Origin of the sequence: Pontibacter rufus (genome assembly GCF_015694705.1) — a bacterium.
GTDB lineage: Bacteria > Bacteroidota > Bacteroidia > Cytophagales > Hymenobacteraceae > Pontibacter > Pontibacter rufus.
This window is the reverse complement of record NZ_JADQDR010000001.1, coordinates 484491-502982: the sequence shown is the minus strand read 5'-3', so window position 1 is coordinate 502982 and position 18492 is coordinate 484491. Positions and strand designations below refer to the sequence as shown.

The following is an 18492-nucleotide window of genomic DNA, read 5'->3' as shown; positions in this document are numbered from 1 at the left end:
AGAAAACAGCCAATACCTGTAAGAAGCGTTGGTTTACACATAACAACACATAACTATAAAACTATGATGAACAGAACTGATAATGCGGGCATGATGACCGCTATGTTTAGAGACAGAGAAAGTGCAGAACGTGCCTTCGAAGAGCTTCGCGCCCGCGGGTATGATAAAGACGATATAAACGTCGTTATGTCGGATGAAGGCCGTAAAAGGCATTTCGGCGATGATGACAAAGACGACACAACAGAATTAGGCAATAAGTCGCTTGAAGGCGCCGGTGCAGGTTCAGCGATTGGTGGCACCCTGGGTGCCATTGTGGGTGCCATTGCAGCTATTGGTACTTCTGTAGCAATTCCGGGCCTTGGCCTGATAGTAGCAGGTCCTTTAGCAGCTGGTCTGGCCGGTGCCGGAGCCGGTGGCTTAACGGGTGGTTTGATTGGCGCCCTGGTGGGTGCCGGTATACCCGAAGAGCGCGCCAAAGTATACGAAACTGGCATCAAGGAAGGAAACATCGTGATTGGCTTTAAACCAGAAAGCGCTGAAGACGCCCGCTACTTTGAGACGCACTTCCAGAAAAACAGAGGAGAGCACATTTATTACTAAGCTCTTAGCTTAACCACATAAAAGCCGGGTATCTGTTAGCAAGATACCCGGCTTTTATTTTTATTCTGGATTTTACCAGTCAGATAAGGCTGCGCCAGCAGCAGTGCCCCGTCTTACGCTTTTATCATCAAGCCGTAATAAACAAAGGCTGCCCGGCCTGTTTATCTTTATTTTGATAGCTATACTTTAAGTATGATGCTGCTATAATGCGCAGTCTATACTTACAATTGAGCGCCTGGTGCTGAGCTATACTTTAAGTATGGTGCTGGTATAACTAGGGATTGTATTCAACCGGCAAGGTATTTCTTTTAAGTTACCCCGAAATATTTTGTTATACTTCTTTTAGCCAACTCCTTCATGGCCGAATGGCTACAAAATACCCTCTAGTACCGCCCATGTATGGTTTGCCAGCAGCTTCTGCCCTTCGGCATTGGGGTGCACGCCGTCGGCCAGGTTAAGCTGGCGCATGCCTGCCACGCCCTCCAGCAAAAAAGGAATAAAGGCAATGTTGTTTGATAGCGCCAGCTCCCTGAAAAGTTTCCTGAATTCGGCTGCGTAGCGTCCGGGTACAATGTCCGGTATCTCCATACCCGATAGTATGATTTTCACATCAGGGTTACGTAGCCGCACTTTGTCTATAATTGTTTGCAAATTCTGGCTTGTTTCGCGGGCAGGTATTCCCCGCAGTCCGTCGTTGGCGCCCAGGGCAAGTACAAAAATATCAATTGGCTGGTTTAGCCAGCGTTCAATGCGCTGCACGCCGCCGGCCGTGGTGTCGCCGCTCAGGCCGCCGTTCAGTATGCGGTAGTTATGTCCTTTTTCTTTTAAGCGCTGCTCAATAAGGGAAGGATAAGCCTGCGCAGCCGGCAGGCCGTAGCCCGCTGTCAGACTGTCGCCAAAGAATAAAATTGTTTTCATACCTGATAAATTTAAAGCCTTTTAGCTTACCTGACACACCGCAAAAGAGTTTCCTTATAAACCAGTCCGGAGGTAAGTGCCGCCGGCTTAGAGAGCTTGTTTGTCACGGCGAGTACAATTATTATTTACAAAATGGTGCCCGCTTATAGAACATCCGTTGCTTTTTTATTGTTATTTTAATAGTTGCAAATACCTGAAACTTCTTCCGCAAAACGATACCTTTTTAAAACAGCCGCAGCCACATATTAAACGGGCTTTTGCAGTTGATTGTGTTTCGGCAACTTTTGTATTACATTACAGAATCTTACAGATAATCACTGCCACGCACAATCTACGGCATTACTTTTGCGTATTAAATCAATAGTTCAACATACTTATTTAGATGCTATCCTTGACAACCCGATTCAAAATTATATTATCCGTTCTCGCCGTAGTGCTGCTTACGGGTTCTTTTATTCTCTACAACAGAAGCGCAGGTACACCTGATGATAAGAACGAGATTCTGCTCAAGGCTTTGATGCAGGGCCTGAGTACCGGGCATTACAAGCCCGAAAAGGTTGATGATGCTTTTTCCAAGAAGGTATTTAATTTATACCTTGACCGTCTGGATTACAACAAGAAATTTTTGCTGGCCTCTGACGTACAGAAGCTGCGCAAGTATGAAACTGCTCTTGATGATGAGCTGCGCGAAGGTTCTTACGAGTTTTTTAACCTGTCGGCTGACCTGATCGACAAGCGCATGGAAGAATCGCAGGCCTACTATAAAGAGATTCTGGCGAAGCCTTTTGATTTCACGAAAGATGAAACCGTGGAACTGGATGGCGAAAAGCTGACCTTTGCCAAAGATGTACCCGCCCTGAAAGAAGAATGGCGCAAGCAACTCAAATATCAGACCCTGACGCGCCTGGCCGACATCAAAGAAGAGCAGGAAAAAGCGCTTGCCAAAGACAGCACAGCAGAGAAAAAGACATTAGAGGAGATGGAGAAAGAGGCGCGCGCGAAAGTGCTGAAATCTTACGACGAGCTTTATGAACGCCTGAGCAAAGTAAACCGTGACGATCGCCGCTCTATTTTTATCAACTCCATCACGAATGTATACGATCCACATACCGGCTATTTCCCGCCCAAAGACAAAGATAACTTTGATATTGCCTTTACCGGCCGCCTGGAAGGTATAGGCGCCTCGCTGCAGGAAAAAGACGGGCAGATAAAGGTGATGGAAATTGTACCCGGCAGCCCCTCCTACCTGCAGGGCGATCTGAAACCCGGCGACGCTATTCAGAAAGTTGCCCAGGGCGATAACGAGCCGGTGCTGATAGAAGGTATGCGTATAGATGATGCCATCCAGTTGATACGCGGTAAAAAAGGTACAGAAGTACGCCTGACCGTGAAAAAACCCGATGGTTCTACCAAAGTTATTCCGATTATCCGCGACGTGATTGTGCTTGAAGACACCTATGCACAGTCTGCCATGATAGATGATAAAGCTAAAATTGGCTATATCAAATTACCAGGCTTTTATGCCGATTTTGAGAACAACGGCGCGCCAAGCAGCGCTGAAGATGTGAAGCGCGAAATAGCAAAACTGAAGACTGCCGGCATGCAGGGCCTTGTGCTCGACTTACGTAACAATGGCGGCGGTTCGCTGGCGGATGCCATAGAGATGGGCGGCCTGTTTATAGATAAAGGACCGGTTGTGCAGGTAAAAACTGCAGCCGGCAAAGCCATTGTGCTCGACGACCGCGACCCGCAGGTGCAGTATGGCGGCCCGCTCGTAATCCTGGTAAACTCAAACAGCGCCTCTGCCTCCGAAATTCTGGCAGCTGCCATGCAGGATTATAACCGTGCCGTGATTATGGGTACGCCTACTTATGGCAAAGGCACTGTGCAGCAGTTCTTCGAACTCGATGATGCATTGCCATCGCAGTTTGATGCTTACAAGCCTTTTGGTGCGCTGAAACTAACCACGCAGAAGTTCTACCGCATTAATGGCGGCACTACCCAGTTGCGCGGCGTAACACCTGACATAATTTTGCCTGACCTGTATAGCCAGTTGGAGTTCGGTGAAAAGGAGCAGGATTATCCGCTTCCGTTTGATGAAATAACACCGGCCAATTATAAGCCCTGGCCTGTTACCAAGCTTAACATACCGCAGATAAAAGCTGAAAGCCGCGCCCATATTGCGCAGAACGATAGCTTTAACCTGATAAAGGAGAGTGCGGAGCGCCTGAAAAAGCAGTCAGACAATACGGTTCGCTCGTTGCAGCTGACCAAATATATGGCTGAAGAAAGGCAAAACGAGGCTGAAGCCAAGCGCTACGAAGAGGCGCAGAAAGACGTACCTGTATTGGATGTCGTGCGCCTGCCGCAGGATGTGAAAGCCATAGGTACAGATACTGCCCAGCTAGCCCGTAACAAAGAGTTCCTGAAGAGCCTGCAGAAAGACATTTATGTGGAAGAGGCCGTATCAGTAATAGAAAACAGCTTGCTTTAACGCAAAGTATTCGTGTGGGATATATAACACGAAGTACAAGCATTAGTTTAAGCGCCGGTTATGATTCATAGCCGGCGCTTTTTATCTTACCATCTCAAAAAAACATACATGGCAAATCATACTTTATACTTCCAGAGGCGATCTTTCCCAACAATCATTTATGCCTGGTTGCTGTTGCTGTCGCCTTTTTTATACAGCGGCTGCACTTCCGGCAGCGTTAAAACGCCTGCGGAAGCTGCTGCCCGCGGATTCACGTCCGAAAAGGCCATGGTTGTATCGGCGCACCCGGAGGCATCACGCATCGGCATGGAAATTCTGCGTAAGGGCGGCAATGCCTACGATGCCACCGTAGCCACACAGTTTGCGCTGGCCGTTGCTTTCCCGGTAGCCGGCAACATTGGCGGTGGTGGTTTTCTGGTTTACCGCGACCATAACGGGCAGACCGGCACCCTCGATTACCGCGAAAAAGCACCGGCTGCCGCCTCCGAAACCATGTACCAGGATAGTGCCGGCAATGTAATAGAAGGACTGAGCACCGACGGCCACCTGGCTGCCGGTGTGCCGGGCAGCGTAGACGGCATGGTGAAACTGCATCAGAAATTAGGCAAATTACCATGGGCCGTGCTGGTGCAACCAGCCATAGATTTAGCCAAACAAGGCGTGGTGCTGACAGAGAAAGAGGCGCAATATTTAAACAACACCAAAGAAGCTTTCCTCAGGAATAACAAACATATACCCTACCTGGCACGCGAACAGGCATGGCAGGCAGGTGATACCCTGCGGCACCCCGAGCTGGCACAAACGCTGGAGCGCATCCGCGACAATGGGCGCGAAGGTTTTTACGCAGGCCAGACAGCCGATCTGATTGCGCGGGAAATGGAGCGTGGCGGCGGCATCATTACCAAACAGGATTTACAAAATTATAACGCTACCTGGCGCGAGCCGATAATGGGCAAGTATAAAGGGTACAAAGTCATTTCGATGGGGCCGCCCTCCAGCGGCGGCATTGCCCTGGTGCAACTCCTGACTATGATGGAGCCCTACGATTTGGGCAAGTATGGCTGGCAAAGCGCTAAGTCGGTGCAGCTGATGACAGAAGCAGAGCGCCGCGTGTATGCCGACCGTGCCACCTACCTCGGCGATCCTGATTTTGTGCAAACGCCTGTGCAGCAACTCCTGGACGAGGCTTACCTGAAAAGCCGTATGGCTACTGTGGATTTGGCAAAGGCTACCCCATCCGCCTCCGTTAAAGCCGGTGCACTGCCCATGCATGAATCAGACCAGACCACGCACTTCAGCATCGTAGATCAGTATGGCAACGCAGTATCTGTTACCACCACGCTAAACGGTGCTTACGGCTCAAAAGTAATGGTTGAAGGCGCAGGCTTCCTGCTCAACAACGAGATGGACGATTTCAGCGTGAAACCGGGCGTACCAAACATGTTCGGGCTGGTAGGCGGCAAAGCCAACGCTATTGCACCAAACAAACGCATGCTCAGTTCCATGACACCAACTATTCTGGAAAAAGACGGCAAGCTATACATGGTGGTCGGTACGCCGGGCGGCTCTACCATTATCACGTCTGTTTTTCAGGCGATATTAAATGTAGTGGAGCATGGCATGACGATGCAGCAGGCAGTGGCTGCCCCGCGCTTCCATCACCAGTGGCTGCCCGACGAGATACAACATGAACCCGAAGCCATACCTGCCGACGTGCGTGCCATACTTATCAGCAAAGGGTATAAACTGGAAGAGCGAAGCCCCTACGGACGTGTGGATGCCATTCTGGTGCTGCCCAACGGAAAACTGGAAGCCGGTGCTGACCCGCGTGGCGACGATGCAGCAGCAGGATTTTAGTACTATACCTGCTTATTGCGCCGCTTTTGGATGAAGCCGGCCACATACACGCCTGCCGCAGCCAGGCCGCTCAGCGTCATCAGGCCGAAAGTGGCGGCCCGGCGGGTACGCACCTCTCTGGTATACCTGAGCTGTGCCGCCGGCGCCACCGATTTGGCAAACAGCAGGCCCGTCATTATACTTAGCGCGGAGGTAAGCCCTACAGCTGCATGAGCTGCGGTTTTGTCGCCAGCCTTCACGCCAGGATTCAGCAGAAGCAGTGCCCCGCCGGCCACAAGTGGGATCAGGGCCGTTTTGGGGCGGTTCTCATTCAGGAAAAAACTTGTCAGGCCGCCTCCGACAAGTATGGCGGCGGTGGCCGTATTGGCTATGTCAGGTCTTTCTATGATGTTCATTGTATTTTATACTTGTGTTATCTGTTTTACTACCGGGAAGGGTTTGAGGTTATACTTCAAAATCGCAGACATAGCAAGTCTGAAGTCTGTGCAGCAGGTGCTATAGACCTATAGCAGATTCCATTTTCAAATTAATGCCTCATCAAATTTCTACGTCAGATCATCTATACCTTTTCCAGCCCCTGCGCCAGGTCCTGTATCAGGTATTCCGGGTCTTCGAGACCGACATAAAAGCGGATAAGGTTAAAAGGTAGATCGGGTTTTGGCCTGTCATCTGTATAATTAGCGGCCACCGGGAAAATAAGCGACTCATGACCACCCCAACTGGCCGCCATTAAGAAGTGTTGCAAACTGTTACAAAACAAATCAACCTTCTCTATACTTTGCGTTTTCAGCAGGATCGAGAATTGTCCGGAATTGTTACGCATCTGTTTCTGAGCCAGTTCATACTGCGGGTGCGAGGGGAGGAACGGGAACAGCACTTTCTCAACTTTCGGGTGCCGTACCAGATAATCTACCACCTGCCGTGTAGAGGCGGCCACGCGGGCCATACGTACCGGTAGCGTGCGCAGGCCGCGTATAAGCAGCCAGGCATCGTGCGGCGCAAGTATAGCGCCCAGCGTCATATAATCCTGCTCAAATATTCGTTTTATACTTTGCTGTGGCCCGCATACAACGCCACCCATCACATCCGAATGGCCCCCGATATACTTGGTGCAGGAATGCACGACCAGGTCCACCCCCATTTTGATAGGATGCTGGTGCAGCGGGCTGGCATAGCTGTTGTCGATGATGGTAGTGCAGTTATGTTCTTTGGCGATCGCTGTTACAGCCGCGATATCCTGCAACTCGAAGGTAAAAGAAGTGGGACTCTCCAGGTATAGCAATGTGGTGTTGGGCCGGATGGCGCGCCTGTAGTTTTCCGCATCGGTACCGTTTACCATGGTGGCTTCTACGCCGAAGCGGGGCAGAAATTTATTCAGCAGCGTGTTCGTCCAGCTGTAAGGATGCTGCGTGCACACCACATGGTCGCCGGCCTTTACCTGCGACAGTATAGCAGCCGCCACAGCCGCAATGCCGCTGCCGAAAGCAATGGCATGTTCCGCGCCTTCCAGGGCCGCTACTTTCTTTTCAAAAATAGTTACTGTAGGATTGTTACCGCGCGTGTACAAATAACTTTCCTCCTCGTGCTGTAACTTAAAGCGCATCTCGGCTATGGTTCTGCTGGCAAAATTGCTGGTCTGAAAAACAGGCGGCGACACAGCATTAAAATATTGCTCCCTGTCTTCTCCCAATTGGTTAATGATGTAGGATATGTCCATAGTTGATGCTTTCTGTTGATATGTTTACTTTAAAATCACCCTCTGAGTTATGCCGCCCTACATTATAATCATCGCGTCTTTTATTGCTAATTAAATTAGCTTAATCATCTAATATGGCTATTCAAAAGTAAATTACTAAATTTATTTTTGAATAGCCACAAATGTCTAATATACAGCAATTTATGAATTAATAATACCCCAAGAAAATGCCAGCTTTTGAAACTCACCATGTGCTAATTTTGTTAGTTATGCATGAAAGAGAAAGAAGAAGAAAACGTATATTCATTGTATCCGGAAGAGGAAAAGCAGGCTGACCAGGAGTGGCATAAATCCATTCCGGCACAGATCTTTTTAAACTACTTTTTCGCGATAAGTTATCACCTGGAGCACTCCGGCGACAACGGACTGGACAGCCTGGCGTTCTTCCGTGAGGCGAAGCCGGAGTTAGGCGCGCAGGACACAGAACGTATCAAGCGCCTGCTGCTCAACAGTTGGAGCACCGAGTATGCTTTGCGCTCAACAGCCGAACTGGGCGATGAAGCCTATATGCGCAACGCATTGCACTGGACATTTCCGCAGGCCTATTATGCTGTGTTTGCTGGTTTGCAGGCATTTCTGCATACGCGCGGCGTAAAGACCAACAATGAAGCCTGGGTGCTCCGTGAGGCAGGCCGTCTAGTGGTAAAGAATGCTTACCCAAGGGCAATGAGCTTTTACGCCGCCGGCCATTACGGCGATTTTACCATACGCCGTTTGCCGCTGGCATACTACAAGCCGGGTTTACAGATTGCAGGCAAAGAGTTAGAGGCACAGTCGCAAATCGGGCAGTTTCTTAAAACTACGCGCCGTATGGCAGCAAGGTCAGTGCGGCAACAGGTGCAGGCCAACCCCGCTACTGCCATCCGAAGTGGCAAAACAGGCGATGTGTTGCAGAAATTCAGTTCGCAGCACTGGCAGCAGCTTACCTGGCGATTGGGCTATACCACCCTGTTCGACCTGATGGCACGCTTGCGCATTTCTTCCACGCACCGCGAAATTGAGCGTTTTGTGGAAGCTGATATCGACTTTAAGCTATTTCATGAGTCGCTGCTGCAACTGGTAAGTTACCTGAACGGCATACACGAGTGCTACATTGCGCAGGCAATGGGCCTGGAGCAGTACGAGGCTTTTGTGCTGGAATTACCGGCACACCTGCAGGGCTCCTTTGTGTCAGCAAGACTGGAAAACCAAATCAGGCCGCTGCTGCAAGGCAACACATATGGGATGGGCGCCGCTGCTTAAGCAGTTTATAGCTATACTTCGGGCTCCTGCAGGTTTATACTTGCAGGAGCCTTTTTTTATAATTTCGTTGTGTGACACAACCATTCAACAACTTAACTGTCCATCCTCTCAACAATCAGCAATTAACCTTTTAAAAGCTGCCAGATATTTACGAATTTTACAGTTTATACAACCAACACTATTAGCATAGACCACATGCAACTGAGCGAACAGGAACTACGCAGGCGCCACGAGCGCGAAGAACTGGAAAAAATGGGCATCAATCCCTACCCTTCCGAGACATTTGAAGTTACTGCCACTGCCAAAGAGATAAAGGAAAATTTTGATAAGGAGAAGAACAACTACCAGGAAGTAAGCCTGGCCGGCCGCCTGATGAGCCGCCGCATTATGGGTAAAGCCTCGTTTGCGGAACTCATGGACAGCACCGGTCGCATCCAGATCTATGTGTCGCGCGACGACATTGCCCCCGGCGAGAACAAAGACCTGTACAACATGGTGTTCAAAAAGATGCTCGATATTGGTGATTTTATCGGCATTAAGGGCTATGCTTTTATAACGCAGGTAGGTGAAATTTCGGTGCACGTTACAGAGCTCAGAATTCTGACCAAATCGCTGAGGCCGCTGCCCATCGTAAAGCGCGAGGTAGACGAGCACGGCGTGGAGCACGTACACGACGCTTTCAGCGATCCCGAACTGCGCTACCGTCAGCGCTACGTCGATCTGATTGTGAACCCGGAAGTGCGCGAAGCTTTTAAAAAGCGCTCGCAACTGGTAAACTCTATGCGCCATTTCCTGGGCGACAAAGGCTACCTGGAGGTAGAAACGCCTATCCTGCAGCCTCTGTACGGCGGCGCGGCGGCACGCCCGTTTAAAACGCACCACAACACGCTGGACATGACGCTGTACCTGCGCATTGCCAACGAGTTATACTTAAAGCGCCTGATTGTGGGTGGTTTTGATGGCGTGTTTGAGTTTGCCAAAGACTTCCGCAACGAAGGGATGAGCCGTTTCCACAACCCCGAATTTACGCAGGTAGAGCTGTACGTGGCCTACAAAGATTACAACTGGATGATGGACCTGGTGGAGGAAATGGTGGAGAAAGTAGCCTTGGACCTGCACGGCACCACCGAAGTAAAAGTAGGCGAAAACATCATCAACTTTCAGCGGCCCTGGAAACGCTACACCATGTTCGAAGCTATCGAGCACTTCACCAAAATTGACATTTCGGAAATGGAGGAACCAGAACTGCGCCAGACAGCAAAGCAACTGGATATCAACATAGATCCGACACTGGGCAAAGGCAAGATTATAGACGAGATTTTTGGAGAAACCTGCGAGCCATACTTAATCCAGCCAACGTTTATCACCGATTATCCTGTAGAGATGAGCCCCCTGGCCAAAAAGCACCGCAGCAAACCCGGGCTGGTAGAACGTTTTGAAGCTATCTGCAACGGCAAAGAAATCTGCAATGCTTTCTCAGAACTCAATGATCCGATAGACCAGCGCGCCCGTTTTGAAGAACAGCTGGAGCTGGGCAAGCGTGGTGATACAGAGGCAATGGTATTGGATGAAGATTTCCTGCGGGCGCTGGAGTATGGCATGCCGCCAACAGCAGGTCTCGGTATCGGCATCGACCGACTGAGCATGATTATGACCAACGCACATTCCATCCAGGATGTGCTGTTCTTCCCACAAATGAAGCCTGAAAAACAGGAGAAGCAGGAAGAATAGGCTTTATACTTGCTGCTATTAAACAAAAGCGCCCCGCAGTATTGCGGGGCGCTTTTGTTTACTTATACTATACTTTACACGGCTACACGCCGGGTGCCGGCCTTGGCGTGCCTGTCATGCTTTTTACTTCCTCGTCACTCCACTTGTTTTCGTCTGTGTAGGGGCTTTTATGCACATTACCACTGTTGGATGGATAAAAAGCTTCCTTTGCAGAAGTTTCGCCAGAGGTACTCTGGCTTGTCCAGCTGCTTACTTTGTCTTTTGCGGCACTAAAGCTTTTGGTTACCTGATCGCTTACTTTTGAGGCCGAATTCATTACCTGCCGGCGCAATGCTTTTCCATTTTCAGGAGCCAACAGCATACCTGCCAGTACGCCTACACCCGCGCCTGCCAGTAGCCCGACAGCCAGTTTGCTATTGCCACTACTGCTTTCATGCCTACTTGTGCCCGTATCTTTCTGCTTTATCTGCCGTACGTGTGCGTTGGTATAATTGCCTTTCTCCTCTCCCAATGATCTGCATTCCATATCTGTTCTCATAAATTTATTTTCTTATATCAGTTAAAAAATCATACATCGCTCTGATAAACAAAGCCTATACTTTATAACGGGCACACAGGCCGAAGGTTAAGCACAGCTGCCGGTAAAACATAAAAGGCCGGCTCAAATACGAGCCGGCCTTTTATGTTTTTCAATCACGCCTTCATTTCAGCGCGATAGCAGGCAAACCCTGCACCCGCCCCGGAAAGCTGTATATTACTTAATAATGTTTTATACTCTTGGGCTATTGCCGCCAGCTGAAGTGCTGCCACCTCCCGTAGAGCCACCGCCTGTGGTAGAGCCGGCACCAGTTGAAGAAGCTCCGCTACCTGAGCCAGAACTACTTGCAGCAGAACTACGGCCCGATGTGTTGCTACTGCCGCCAGAAGAACCTACACCAGCAGCACTGCTTACTTTGTTGTAAGCATCAGTGCTCATGTTCTTTATTTCGTCTAAACCTGCCTGCAGGTTGGACTCCAGATCTTTGCTAAGCTTGCCAGCCCATTTTTTTACACTGCCGCGGGTAGCTTCGCCTGTATCCGGCGCCATCAACAACCCTGCAATTACACCGGCACTAGCACCGGCCAAAAGAGCTAGTAATACTTTTCCGCTATTGTCTTTCATAGTCTCTGATTTTATAATGTATGATATTCGTTTATATTCTACTTGTGGTTTTATAACGTTCAAGTATAGCATTAAGTTATACCTATACTTGAAAAGTTAATTATAAAGAGCGTAAACGCATGAATAAGAAGTTCAACAAGGGGCAGAACTTCTTATAGTTTGGTATAAAACAAAGATTAGAAATCAGAGAGCAGCTTTACAATCTCGTCTTTTGTTTTACCCAGTTTGCGCTGCAAACGGCCGAACAGTTCATCTTCTTTGCCTTCAGCATACGTCAAATCTTCATCCGTCAGCTCGGCGTAGTTTTGTTTCAGCTGTCCCTTCACGTCATCCCAGGAGCCGCGCATCACCAGGCTGCTGCCCGGCTCTGTAGTGCCACTGTTCTCCAGGCTGTCCATCCAGTTTTTAATGGTGCGCTCCATATCTTCGCTTACTTTTGACAAGCTGCGTTTCAGGGTATCGCGGGTGGCGCGTCCATTGTCAGGGGCAAGTAATATACCTGCCAGAATACCTCCGCCAATACCCGCCAGGGTAGCCAGTAGTATCTTTCCTTTGTCTTCGTTCATGGTCAATTTCATTTAAATTTCTGTTAAAAAAGCTTGTTACGTGCCTCCTGCCGCTGCAAAGAGCCTGATGCTGCCGTAGTAGCACTAATTTGTGTTTCAAGATACATACGGCAAAGGTATCAGTAAGTTCAAACACAGGCTATCGTGCTACTATATGTTGTGATACACGTATAAACTGCTTACCATGTCCTGCTACTGTATAAATCGTTTTATTAATCTTTTTAGCAGACGCATGGTATTACCATTCATATCTGGTCCGGCCGTATACTTGCCAGGTGCTTTATGCTGATCAGCGAAATAAACCATACACCGCTAACATTCTATCATCAGGTTTAAGAACCGATGAGCAAGTATACATCAATCGAAGCGTCTTATATCTAGTGTCTCTATACCTGGATCTTTTACTATGAGCGACAAAAAATATTTTAAACAGACCAAGCCTTTCCGGGTGCCCACCACCGACGGAAAGATGATTGAGGAGCATTTTGGACATGCCTCTACCCGCACCTCCGGCGTAAGCATTGCCCACATGATCGCCCCGCCGCACTGGAGCGAGCCACACCAGAAACCGGAATTCGATGAAGTGACCATTATGCTGCGTGGCCGCCAGTTAATTGAAATTGATGGCGAAGCAGTGGAGCTTTCGGCAGGCGAAACCATCCTTATCAAAGCAGGTGCGCGCATTCAGTATTCCAATCCATATGATGAGGAAACCGAATACTGGTCGGTCTGTGTGCCCGCTTTCGACATTAATACCGTTCACCGGGAGGATGAATAAGTGTTTAGGAAATCTGAAGATGTGCCATTGGGAAAGTTATTACACCTGATAATTTACCTGCCGGATGGCATTATATAGATTATGACACTATCAACCTGAAGTATCAACTCTTTTAATTACATACATGAAAAGAACATATACGCTCCTACTTTTTGCTGCCTTGCTCGCTACCGCATGTAATACCCAAGCCCCTGTTACATCGGCGCCGGAAACTACCAACAATGCACCGGCATTTTCTGCTATAAAGGAGGATGAACTGCGTGCAGATTTGTTCTACCTGGCCAGCGATGATATGCGCGGGCGACGAGCCGGCTCAGCCGATGAACTGCGTGCCGCCGCCTGGATAGCCGGACAGGCCCGCCAAGCCGGTTTGAAACCCGCCGGTGAAGACAGTACTTACTTCCAGTTTTTCCCCATCCGACGTGTGCAGGTAAGCGATAACAGCCAGCTTAAAGTAAATGACAAGCCACTCACTTTGTGGAAGGACACCTGGATTGCCACGCCCGTGCAGGCACGCATAAATGCCCCGATTATATGGCTGAATTCTCTGGCTGATACAGCAAAGTATAATTTGAAAGGAAAAGTTATCGCCATGCCGCTTCAGGCGCCGGATCCCCTGCCTGTTCCGGGCATCAGCCTCAGAGGTTACCGCTATACACTTTCGGCATTGCGCCAGCAAAGCAATGTGCTCAGAAATCAGCAGGCCGCCGCTATAGTATTGGTTGCCGATGAAATGGCGGAAGCCAGTCTTGCCTTTGCCGGCCATGGTTTTGAAGAAGGCCAGTACATACTGGAAGATGCTGCCGCAACACAATCACCAAAAAGCAACACGCCACTCATACTGGTAAAGCAGAACAGCGTTGCGGGCTTAAAACAAGCAAAGGCCAGCCTGACAGCCGACATTAATGTGAATAGTTACGTTTACCCGTCCGTTAATGTAGTAGCCATGGCGCCGGGCACAGATCCTGAACTTAAGCAGGAGTATGTACTCTTCAGTGGCCACCACGACCACGATGGCATTGGCACCCCGATAGCCGGGGATTCTATCTGGAACGGGGCCGACGATAATGCCAGCGTAAGTGTGGCATTGCTGGCCATTGGCCGGGCCTGGGTACAAAATCCCGGCAAACGCTCCGCCCTGTTTGTGTGGCATGGCGCCGAAGAACGCGGTCTGCTGGGCTCCCGCTGGTTTGTAGAACATCCTACCGTAGATAAAGAAGCTATTGTGGCCGTGCTGAACGCCGATATGATTGGCCGGAACGCGCCTGACTCGGCTGCCCTGCTGGGCGCTACGCTGCCGCATCGTAATTCTGCTGCCTTAGTGGATATGGCCATGCAGGCAAACGACCAATATACGAACTTCATAGTCGATACGTCCTGGGATGATCCGAAACACCCGGAAGGCTGGTACTTCCGAAGCGATCACCTGCCCTACGCCCGCGCCGGCATTCCGGCCATCTTTTTTACGACTTTGCTCCACCCCGATTATCACACGCCCAAAGATGAAGCTGAAGGCATCAACATTGAAAAGCTGGCCCGCATGACGCGCTGGATGTACGCCACCGGCTGGACTATATCGCAAACACCGCAGCGCCCCGCTGTAGATCCCGGATTTAAGCTGGAGCGGTAAGTATAAAGGTTATACTTCTGTGGCTAGTTTGAATTTGCGGCATGATGGTGAAAACTATTATGGTATTGGTGAGTTATTCTTATATTTAAAGGATATTAGTTTCTTTAAATTAAAATTTCCATCACAATGGAAATTTTAATTTAAAATACTTTCTACTCCTTTCTATATTTCTCCTGACAGGCTGTTATGAGCGCAGTGTATTCAGTCATATTGACGGCACCTGGCGTATTACGAGTGTCAGATACAGCGGCGGAGAACTGAAGCGCGATTCTATTGTGGCCTATCAGAATAAGTTCTTGGTGTTTGATAAATGCGCTACAAAAGAAGGTAAAAGCATTAACAACTGCTTTGTCTCTCTGCAAGAAGATGATGTAAGCACTCCCTTTAGCTATGTGGTCTTTCATGCTAATGGAAATAAAGGATTATCTATCTATGCTTTTCCAAACAACATCCCGCAAGACAGTTCAGAAGCTTATAATTACAGGGCTAAAGACTGGATTGGAAGATATTCTATCTTAAGGTTAAATGATGACAAATTGATTATCCGGTGTGATGAAGCTCAGGTTACAAATGTAGGCTATATTAACCCATATACTATAAGAGAAATAATAGCTGTCAGGTAAGAGATAGCTTTAAACATGCCGCAAGTTTAGCGACAGCGCAACTTGCGGCTGTGCATGAGGCCAGTTTGTAACTGCCATATCACCACCAACTATACTTCCGCCGGTTGCAGACTGGCGGAAGCATCATACCATCATGCTTCGCTTAAACTTGTGGCATGAACAGGTATAACTAAAACCAAAAGCGGCCTTTGCTGGTATAGCAAAGGCCGCTCTGTTTATACTTCAGAATGCGAAAACTATTTTCAAATCTTCACATCCTCAAATTTCCAAATCTTACTTGTTGATCATCTCAACAATGTCCTCCGAAATACCCATGCTGCTGAAGCCGCCATCGTGCATCAGGTTCTGCATCGTTACTTTACGAGTCAGGTCGGAGAAGAGGGTGATGCAGTAGTTGGCGCAATCCTCGGCAGAAGCGTTGCCCAGCGGCGACATTTTATCGGCATATTCATAGAACACGTCGAAACCACCTACACCTGTACCGGCTGTTGTTTTGGTCGGCGACTGCGATACGGTATTTACGCGCACGTTCTTTAGCTTGCCGTAGCGGTAGCCATAGTTGCGGGCAATAGATTCCAGCACAGCCTTGGCCTGCGACATGTCGGTATAATCCGGGAACACGCGCTGCGCCGCAATGTACGACAGCGCCACCACAGAACCCCACTCGTTAATGGCATCCAGTTTTTCGGCTACCTGCAGTATTTTGTGGAAAGAGAGCGCCGACACGTCCAGTGTTTTCTGGAACCAGTCGTAATTCATGTCGCCATAAGATTTGCCTTTGCGGATGTTCGGGCTCATGCCAATCGAGTGCAGCACGAAGTCAACTTTGCCGCCCAGGATCTCCTGCGCCTTGTTAAAGAGGTTTTCCAAATCTTCTACTGATGTAGCATCAGCAGGAATGATTTGTGCGTTTGTCTCTTCCGCCAGCTTGTTGATTTCGCCCATGCGCATGGCCAGCGGCGCGTTTGTCAGCACAAATTCAGCGCCTTCTTCCTTGGCACGTTTGGCCACCTTCCAGGCAATGGATTTCTCGTCCAAAGCGCCGAAGATGATTCCTTTCTTTCCTTTTAGCAGATTGTAGGACATGTCTTTTTATCGTTGATTGTTAGTTGCTAATGGTTTCAGTTTATATACAATAATATTTTATAAAATTGATCTTACGCAAGTTTAGATCTTGTCCCCCTTTGAAAAGACAGGGGATGATTTACTTCTGCAAACCAGTAATTTATACTTCATTCTTTAAATGTATAAGTACAGAGCAAGTATAAAATGTGGCTCACGCAAATATACCTCATGTAGCAGTCATCCCCCTACTCCCTTCAAAGAGGGACTTCTACATTACTCTTTACAAACATTCATTCTTTTGCATAGCACCAGTTATTATACAATAATATTTTAATTATTGATGCAGCAATATAGCAATTACAATTATAAGGAGAGCAACTCTTTCGCACTTTGATAGGCGTTGGCGCTTGGGTTGGCGCCCGCAATCATGTGCGCAATCTCGTTCACACGCTCTTCCTCGTTCAGCCTTTTCACGCGGCTGATGGTACGGTCTTCGCGATCTTCCTTGTACACAAAATAGTGCGCGTCGCCCTGCGCGGCAATCTGCGGCAAATGCGAGATAGCGATAATCTGGTGCTTTTGCGCCATTTGCTGCATCATCCGGCCTACTTTCACGGCCACTTCGCCCGAAATACCGGTATCAATTTCATCAAACACAATGGTCGGCAGGGCAGTTTTATCGGCCAGCATATACTTCACACTCAGCATCAGGCGCGAAAACTCACCACCCGAGGCCGCTTTTACCAGTGTCTGCGGCTGCGCTCCTTTGTTGGCGCTGAAAAGTATACTGATTTCGTCGGTGCCGGTAGCCGACGGTGCGGCATCCGTATGCTGAATGACAATGCGGGCATTGGGCATACCCAGTTCCGCCAGCAAACTATACAACTCCTGCTCAAACTTATTGAACGATGATTTGCGGCGCTCTGAAAGTATGGCGGCTTTCTCCAGCATTTCTTTTTCGGCAGCCTGCATTGCTTTTTCGGTACCGGCGATAGCGTTATCCAGGTTCAGCACACTGCTTACTTTGCTCTCCAGGTCGCGCTGAATCTCCAGCAGGCCGGCTATACTGAGTACCTGGTGTTTGCGCTGCAAAGTATAAATCAGGTTCAGGCGCTCCTGCACTTCTGCTGCGCGCTCCGGATCGGCTTCAGTTTTGCGCTCGGCATCTTCCAGTTCTCCTGCCACGTCGTTCAGCTCAATCATGCAGCTTTCGGTGCGGGTGCGTAGCTCCTCATACTTAGGCGAGAAAGCAGCCAATTGGCCCAGCAGGTAGGCTGTATCTTTAAGCGCAGAGGTGATATTAAACTCAGACTCAGAAAGGTACTGCACGGCCTGCGTCAGCTTCAGCTTGATATCCTCCGCATTTTCCAGTTGCTTTAGTTCATTTTCCAGTTGCTCCTGCTCTTCTTCCTGCAGGTTCGCCTCGTCCAGTTCATTTAGCAGGAAAGTATGATAATCCAATTCCTTCTGTGCCTGCGCCAGCTGTCCGGTTAGCTTTTTATACGCTGCCTCCAGCTTTTTATACGTCTGGTAGGTGTCGTTGTAATCTTTCAGGTACGACAGGTTTCCGGCATAAATATCCAGCGACGTATTGCCTGCATACACGTCCAGGATGTTGAGCTGGTAACTCGTATCGCCGAGTTGGAACGTGTCGTGCTGCGAATGAATGTCCATCAGGTTGTCGCCCAGATTGCGGAGCACATCCAGCGTTACGGGCGTATCGTTCACAAAAGCGCGCGATTTGCCGCTCGGGCTAATCTCGCGGCGCAGGATGCACTGGTTATCAAAATCCAGATCCTCCGAAGCAAAGAGCTCCTGCAGGTTGTAAGAGGATATATCGAACACACCTTCTATCACACATTTTTCATCCTGCTTGAACAGGAATTTAGAATCGGCACGGTTGCCCATCAGCAAGCCAATGGCGCCCAGCATAATGGATTTTCCGGCTCCGGTTTCGCCCGTAATAATGTTGAGCACCGGCGAAGGATTCATCTCCAGCTGCTCAATCAGGGCGTAATTCTTTATTTTAAGATCTATCAGCATACTTTAAGACACAAGACTATAGACATA

At 49.0% G+C, this 18492-nt stretch carries 16 protein-coding genes; 8 read left to right on the top strand and 8 right to left on the bottom strand.

What is annotated here, in order from left to right; translation table 11 throughout:
• Positions 1-66: 66 nt before the first annotated feature.
• Positions 67-600: a hypothetical protein gene (locus tag I2I11_RS02225; RefSeq protein WP_196266457.1), complete on the top strand. Its 534-nt coding sequence runs from the start codon at positions 67-69 to the stop codon at positions 598-600.
• 369 nt (positions 601-969) lie between these two features.
• On the opposite strand, the gene I2I11_RS02220 is transcribed toward I2I11_RS02225, so the two are convergent.
• A complete protein-coding gene (locus tag I2I11_RS02220) occupies positions 970-1518 on the bottom strand; it encodes an arylesterase (RefSeq protein WP_196266020.1) in 549 nt (182 codons plus the stop codon).
• A gap of 382 nt (positions 1519-1900) precedes the next feature.
• On the opposite strand from I2I11_RS02220, the gene I2I11_RS02215 reads away from it, so the two are divergent.
• Both I2I11_RS02215 and ggt read left to right on the top strand, forming a co-directional pair.
• A complete protein-coding gene (locus I2I11_RS02215) occupies positions 1901-4012 on the top strand; it encodes a carboxy terminal-processing peptidase (protein ID WP_196266019.1) in 2112 nt (703 codons plus the stop codon).
• A 267-nt stretch (positions 4013-4279) separates the two neighbouring features.
• Complete coding sequence (ggt, locus tag I2I11_RS02210) at positions 4280-5869, top strand: gamma-glutamyltransferase (protein WP_196266456.1); 1590 nt, start codon at positions 4280-4282, stop codon at positions 5867-5869.
• A 2-nt stretch (positions 5870-5871) separates the two neighbouring features.
• Here the strand turns inward: ggt and I2I11_RS02205 are convergent, their stop codons facing one another.
• Positions 5872-6264, bottom strand: coding sequence for a hypothetical protein (locus tag I2I11_RS02205; RefSeq protein ID WP_196266018.1), 393 nt, complete (start codon positions 6262-6264; stop codon positions 5872-5874).
• 164 nt (positions 6265-6428) lie between these two features.
• Positions 6429-7586, bottom strand: coding sequence for a trans-sulfuration enzyme family protein (locus I2I11_RS02200; RefSeq protein WP_196266017.1), 1158 nt, complete (start codon positions 7584-7586; stop codon positions 6429-6431).
• A gap of 252 nt (positions 7587-7838) precedes the next feature.
• Between I2I11_RS02200 and I2I11_RS02195 the strand changes: the two genes are divergently transcribed.
• Together I2I11_RS02195 and lysS are read left to right on the top strand one after the other, a co-directional pair.
• Positions 7839-8867, top strand: a complete 1029-nt coding sequence (locus I2I11_RS02195; RefSeq protein WP_196266016.1) for a hypothetical protein — start codon at positions 7839-7841, stop codon at positions 8865-8867.
• A gap of 195 nt (positions 8868-9062) precedes the next feature.
• A complete protein-coding gene (lysS, locus tag I2I11_RS02190; RefSeq protein WP_196266015.1) occupies positions 9063-10598 on the top strand; it encodes a lysine--tRNA ligase in 1536 nt (511 codons plus the stop codon).
• Between the two features lie 82 nt (positions 10599-10680).
• Here lysS and I2I11_RS02185 read toward each other — a convergent pair whose 3' ends face one another.
• From I2I11_RS02185 to I2I11_RS02175, 3 genes are all read right to left on the bottom strand, one after another.
• Positions 10681-11124, bottom strand: a complete 444-nt coding sequence (locus I2I11_RS02185) for a YtxH domain-containing protein (RefSeq protein WP_196266014.1) — start codon at positions 11122-11124, stop codon at positions 10681-10683.
• 243 nt (positions 11125-11367) lie between these two features.
• Positions 11368-11760 carry a YtxH domain-containing protein gene (locus I2I11_RS02180; protein ID WP_196266013.1) on the bottom strand — a complete coding sequence of 131 codons (393 nt, stop codon included), beginning with the start codon at positions 11758-11760 and terminating at the stop codon, positions 11368-11370.
• A 176-nt stretch (positions 11761-11936) separates the two neighbouring features.
• Positions 11937-12326: a CsbD family protein gene (locus tag I2I11_RS02175; RefSeq protein WP_230679834.1), complete on the bottom strand. Its 390-nt coding sequence runs from the start codon at positions 12324-12326 to the stop codon at positions 11937-11939.
• A 406-nt stretch (positions 12327-12732) separates the two neighbouring features.
• Here I2I11_RS02175 and I2I11_RS02170 point away from each other — a divergent pair, with 406 nt between their 5' ends.
• The 3 genes from I2I11_RS02170 to I2I11_RS02160 all read left to right on the top strand — a co-directional run bounded on the left by I2I11_RS02170 (position 12733) and on the right by I2I11_RS02160 (position 15357).
• Positions 12733-13104 carry a cupin domain-containing protein gene (locus I2I11_RS02170; RefSeq protein WP_196266011.1) on the top strand — a complete coding sequence of 124 codons (372 nt, stop codon included), beginning with the start codon at positions 12733-12735 and terminating at the stop codon, positions 13102-13104.
• Between the two features lie 124 nt (positions 13105-13228).
• Positions 13229-14734, top strand: coding sequence for a M28 family metallopeptidase (locus tag I2I11_RS02165; protein WP_196266010.1), 1506 nt, complete (start codon positions 13229-13231; stop codon positions 14732-14734).
• 275 nt (positions 14735-15009) lie between these two features.
• Entirely contained in the window at positions 15010-15357 is a 348-nt protein-coding gene (locus I2I11_RS02160) for a hypothetical protein (protein WP_196266009.1), read from the top strand.
• A 273-nt stretch (positions 15358-15630) separates the two neighbouring features.
• Here the strand turns inward: I2I11_RS02160 and I2I11_RS02155 are convergent, their stop codons facing one another.
• Positions 15631-16443 (bottom strand): enoyl-ACP reductase FabI, encoded by an 813-nt coding sequence (locus tag I2I11_RS02155; protein WP_196266008.1) that lies wholly within the window; start codon positions 16441-16443, stop codon positions 15631-15633.
• 342 nt (positions 16444-16785) lie between these two features.
• Positions 16786-18465: a DNA repair protein RecN gene (gene recN / locus I2I11_RS02150; protein WP_196266007.1), complete on the bottom strand. Its 1680-nt coding sequence runs from the start codon at positions 18463-18465 to the stop codon at positions 16786-16788.
• Positions 18466-18492 lie beyond the last annotated feature (27 nt).

Excerpts from the sequence above, each read along its gene's own strand:
- I2I11_RS02225 (WP_196266457.1), top strand. The coding sequence starts at position 67 with ATGAACAGAACTGATAATGCGGGCATGATGACCGCTATGTTTAGAGAC.
- I2I11_RS02220 (WP_196266020.1), bottom strand. The coding sequence starts at position 1,518 with ATGAAAACAATTTTATTCTTTGGCGACAGTCTGACAGCGGGCTACGGC.
- I2I11_RS02215 (WP_196266019.1), top strand. The coding sequence starts at position 1,901 with ATGCTATCCTTGACAACCCGATTCAAAATTATATTATCCGTTCTCGCC.
- ggt (WP_196266456.1), top strand. The coding sequence starts at position 4,280 with ATGGTTGTATCGGCGCACCCGGAGGCATCACGCATCGGCATGGAAATT.
- I2I11_RS02205 (WP_196266018.1), bottom strand. The coding sequence starts at position 6,264 with ATGAACATCATAGAAAGACCTGACATAGCCAATACGGCCACCGCCGCC.
- I2I11_RS02200 (WP_196266017.1), bottom strand. The coding sequence starts at position 7,586 with ATGGACATATCCTACATCATTAACCAATTGGGAGAAGACAGGGAGCAA.
- I2I11_RS02195 (WP_196266016.1), top strand. The coding sequence starts at position 7,839 with ATGAAAGAGAAAGAAGAAGAAAACGTATATTCATTGTATCCGGAAGAG.
- lysS (WP_196266015.1), top strand. The coding sequence starts at position 9,063 with ATGCAACTGAGCGAACAGGAACTACGCAGGCGCCACGAGCGCGAAGAA.
- I2I11_RS02185 (WP_196266014.1), bottom strand. The coding sequence starts at position 11,124 with ATGGAATGCAGATCATTGGGAGAGGAGAAAGGCAATTATACCAACGCA.
- I2I11_RS02180 (WP_196266013.1), bottom strand. The coding sequence starts at position 11,760 with ATGAAAGACAATAGCGGAAAAGTATTACTAGCTCTTTTGGCCGGTGCT.
- I2I11_RS02175 (WP_230679834.1), bottom strand. The coding sequence starts at position 12,326 with ATGAACGAAGACAAAGGAAAGATACTACTGGCTACCCTGGCGGGTATT.
- I2I11_RS02170 (WP_196266011.1), top strand. The coding sequence starts at position 12,733 with ATGAGCGACAAAAAATATTTTAAACAGACCAAGCCTTTCCGGGTGCCC.
- I2I11_RS02165 (WP_196266010.1), top strand. The coding sequence starts at position 13,229 with ATGAAAAGAACATATACGCTCCTACTTTTTGCTGCCTTGCTCGCTACC.
- I2I11_RS02155 (WP_196266008.1), bottom strand. The coding sequence starts at position 16,443 with ATGTCCTACAATCTGCTAAAAGGAAAGAAAGGAATCATCTTCGGCGCT.
- recN (WP_196266007.1), bottom strand. The coding sequence starts at position 18,465 with ATGCTGATAGATCTTAAAATAAAGAATTACGCCCTGATTGAGCAGCTG.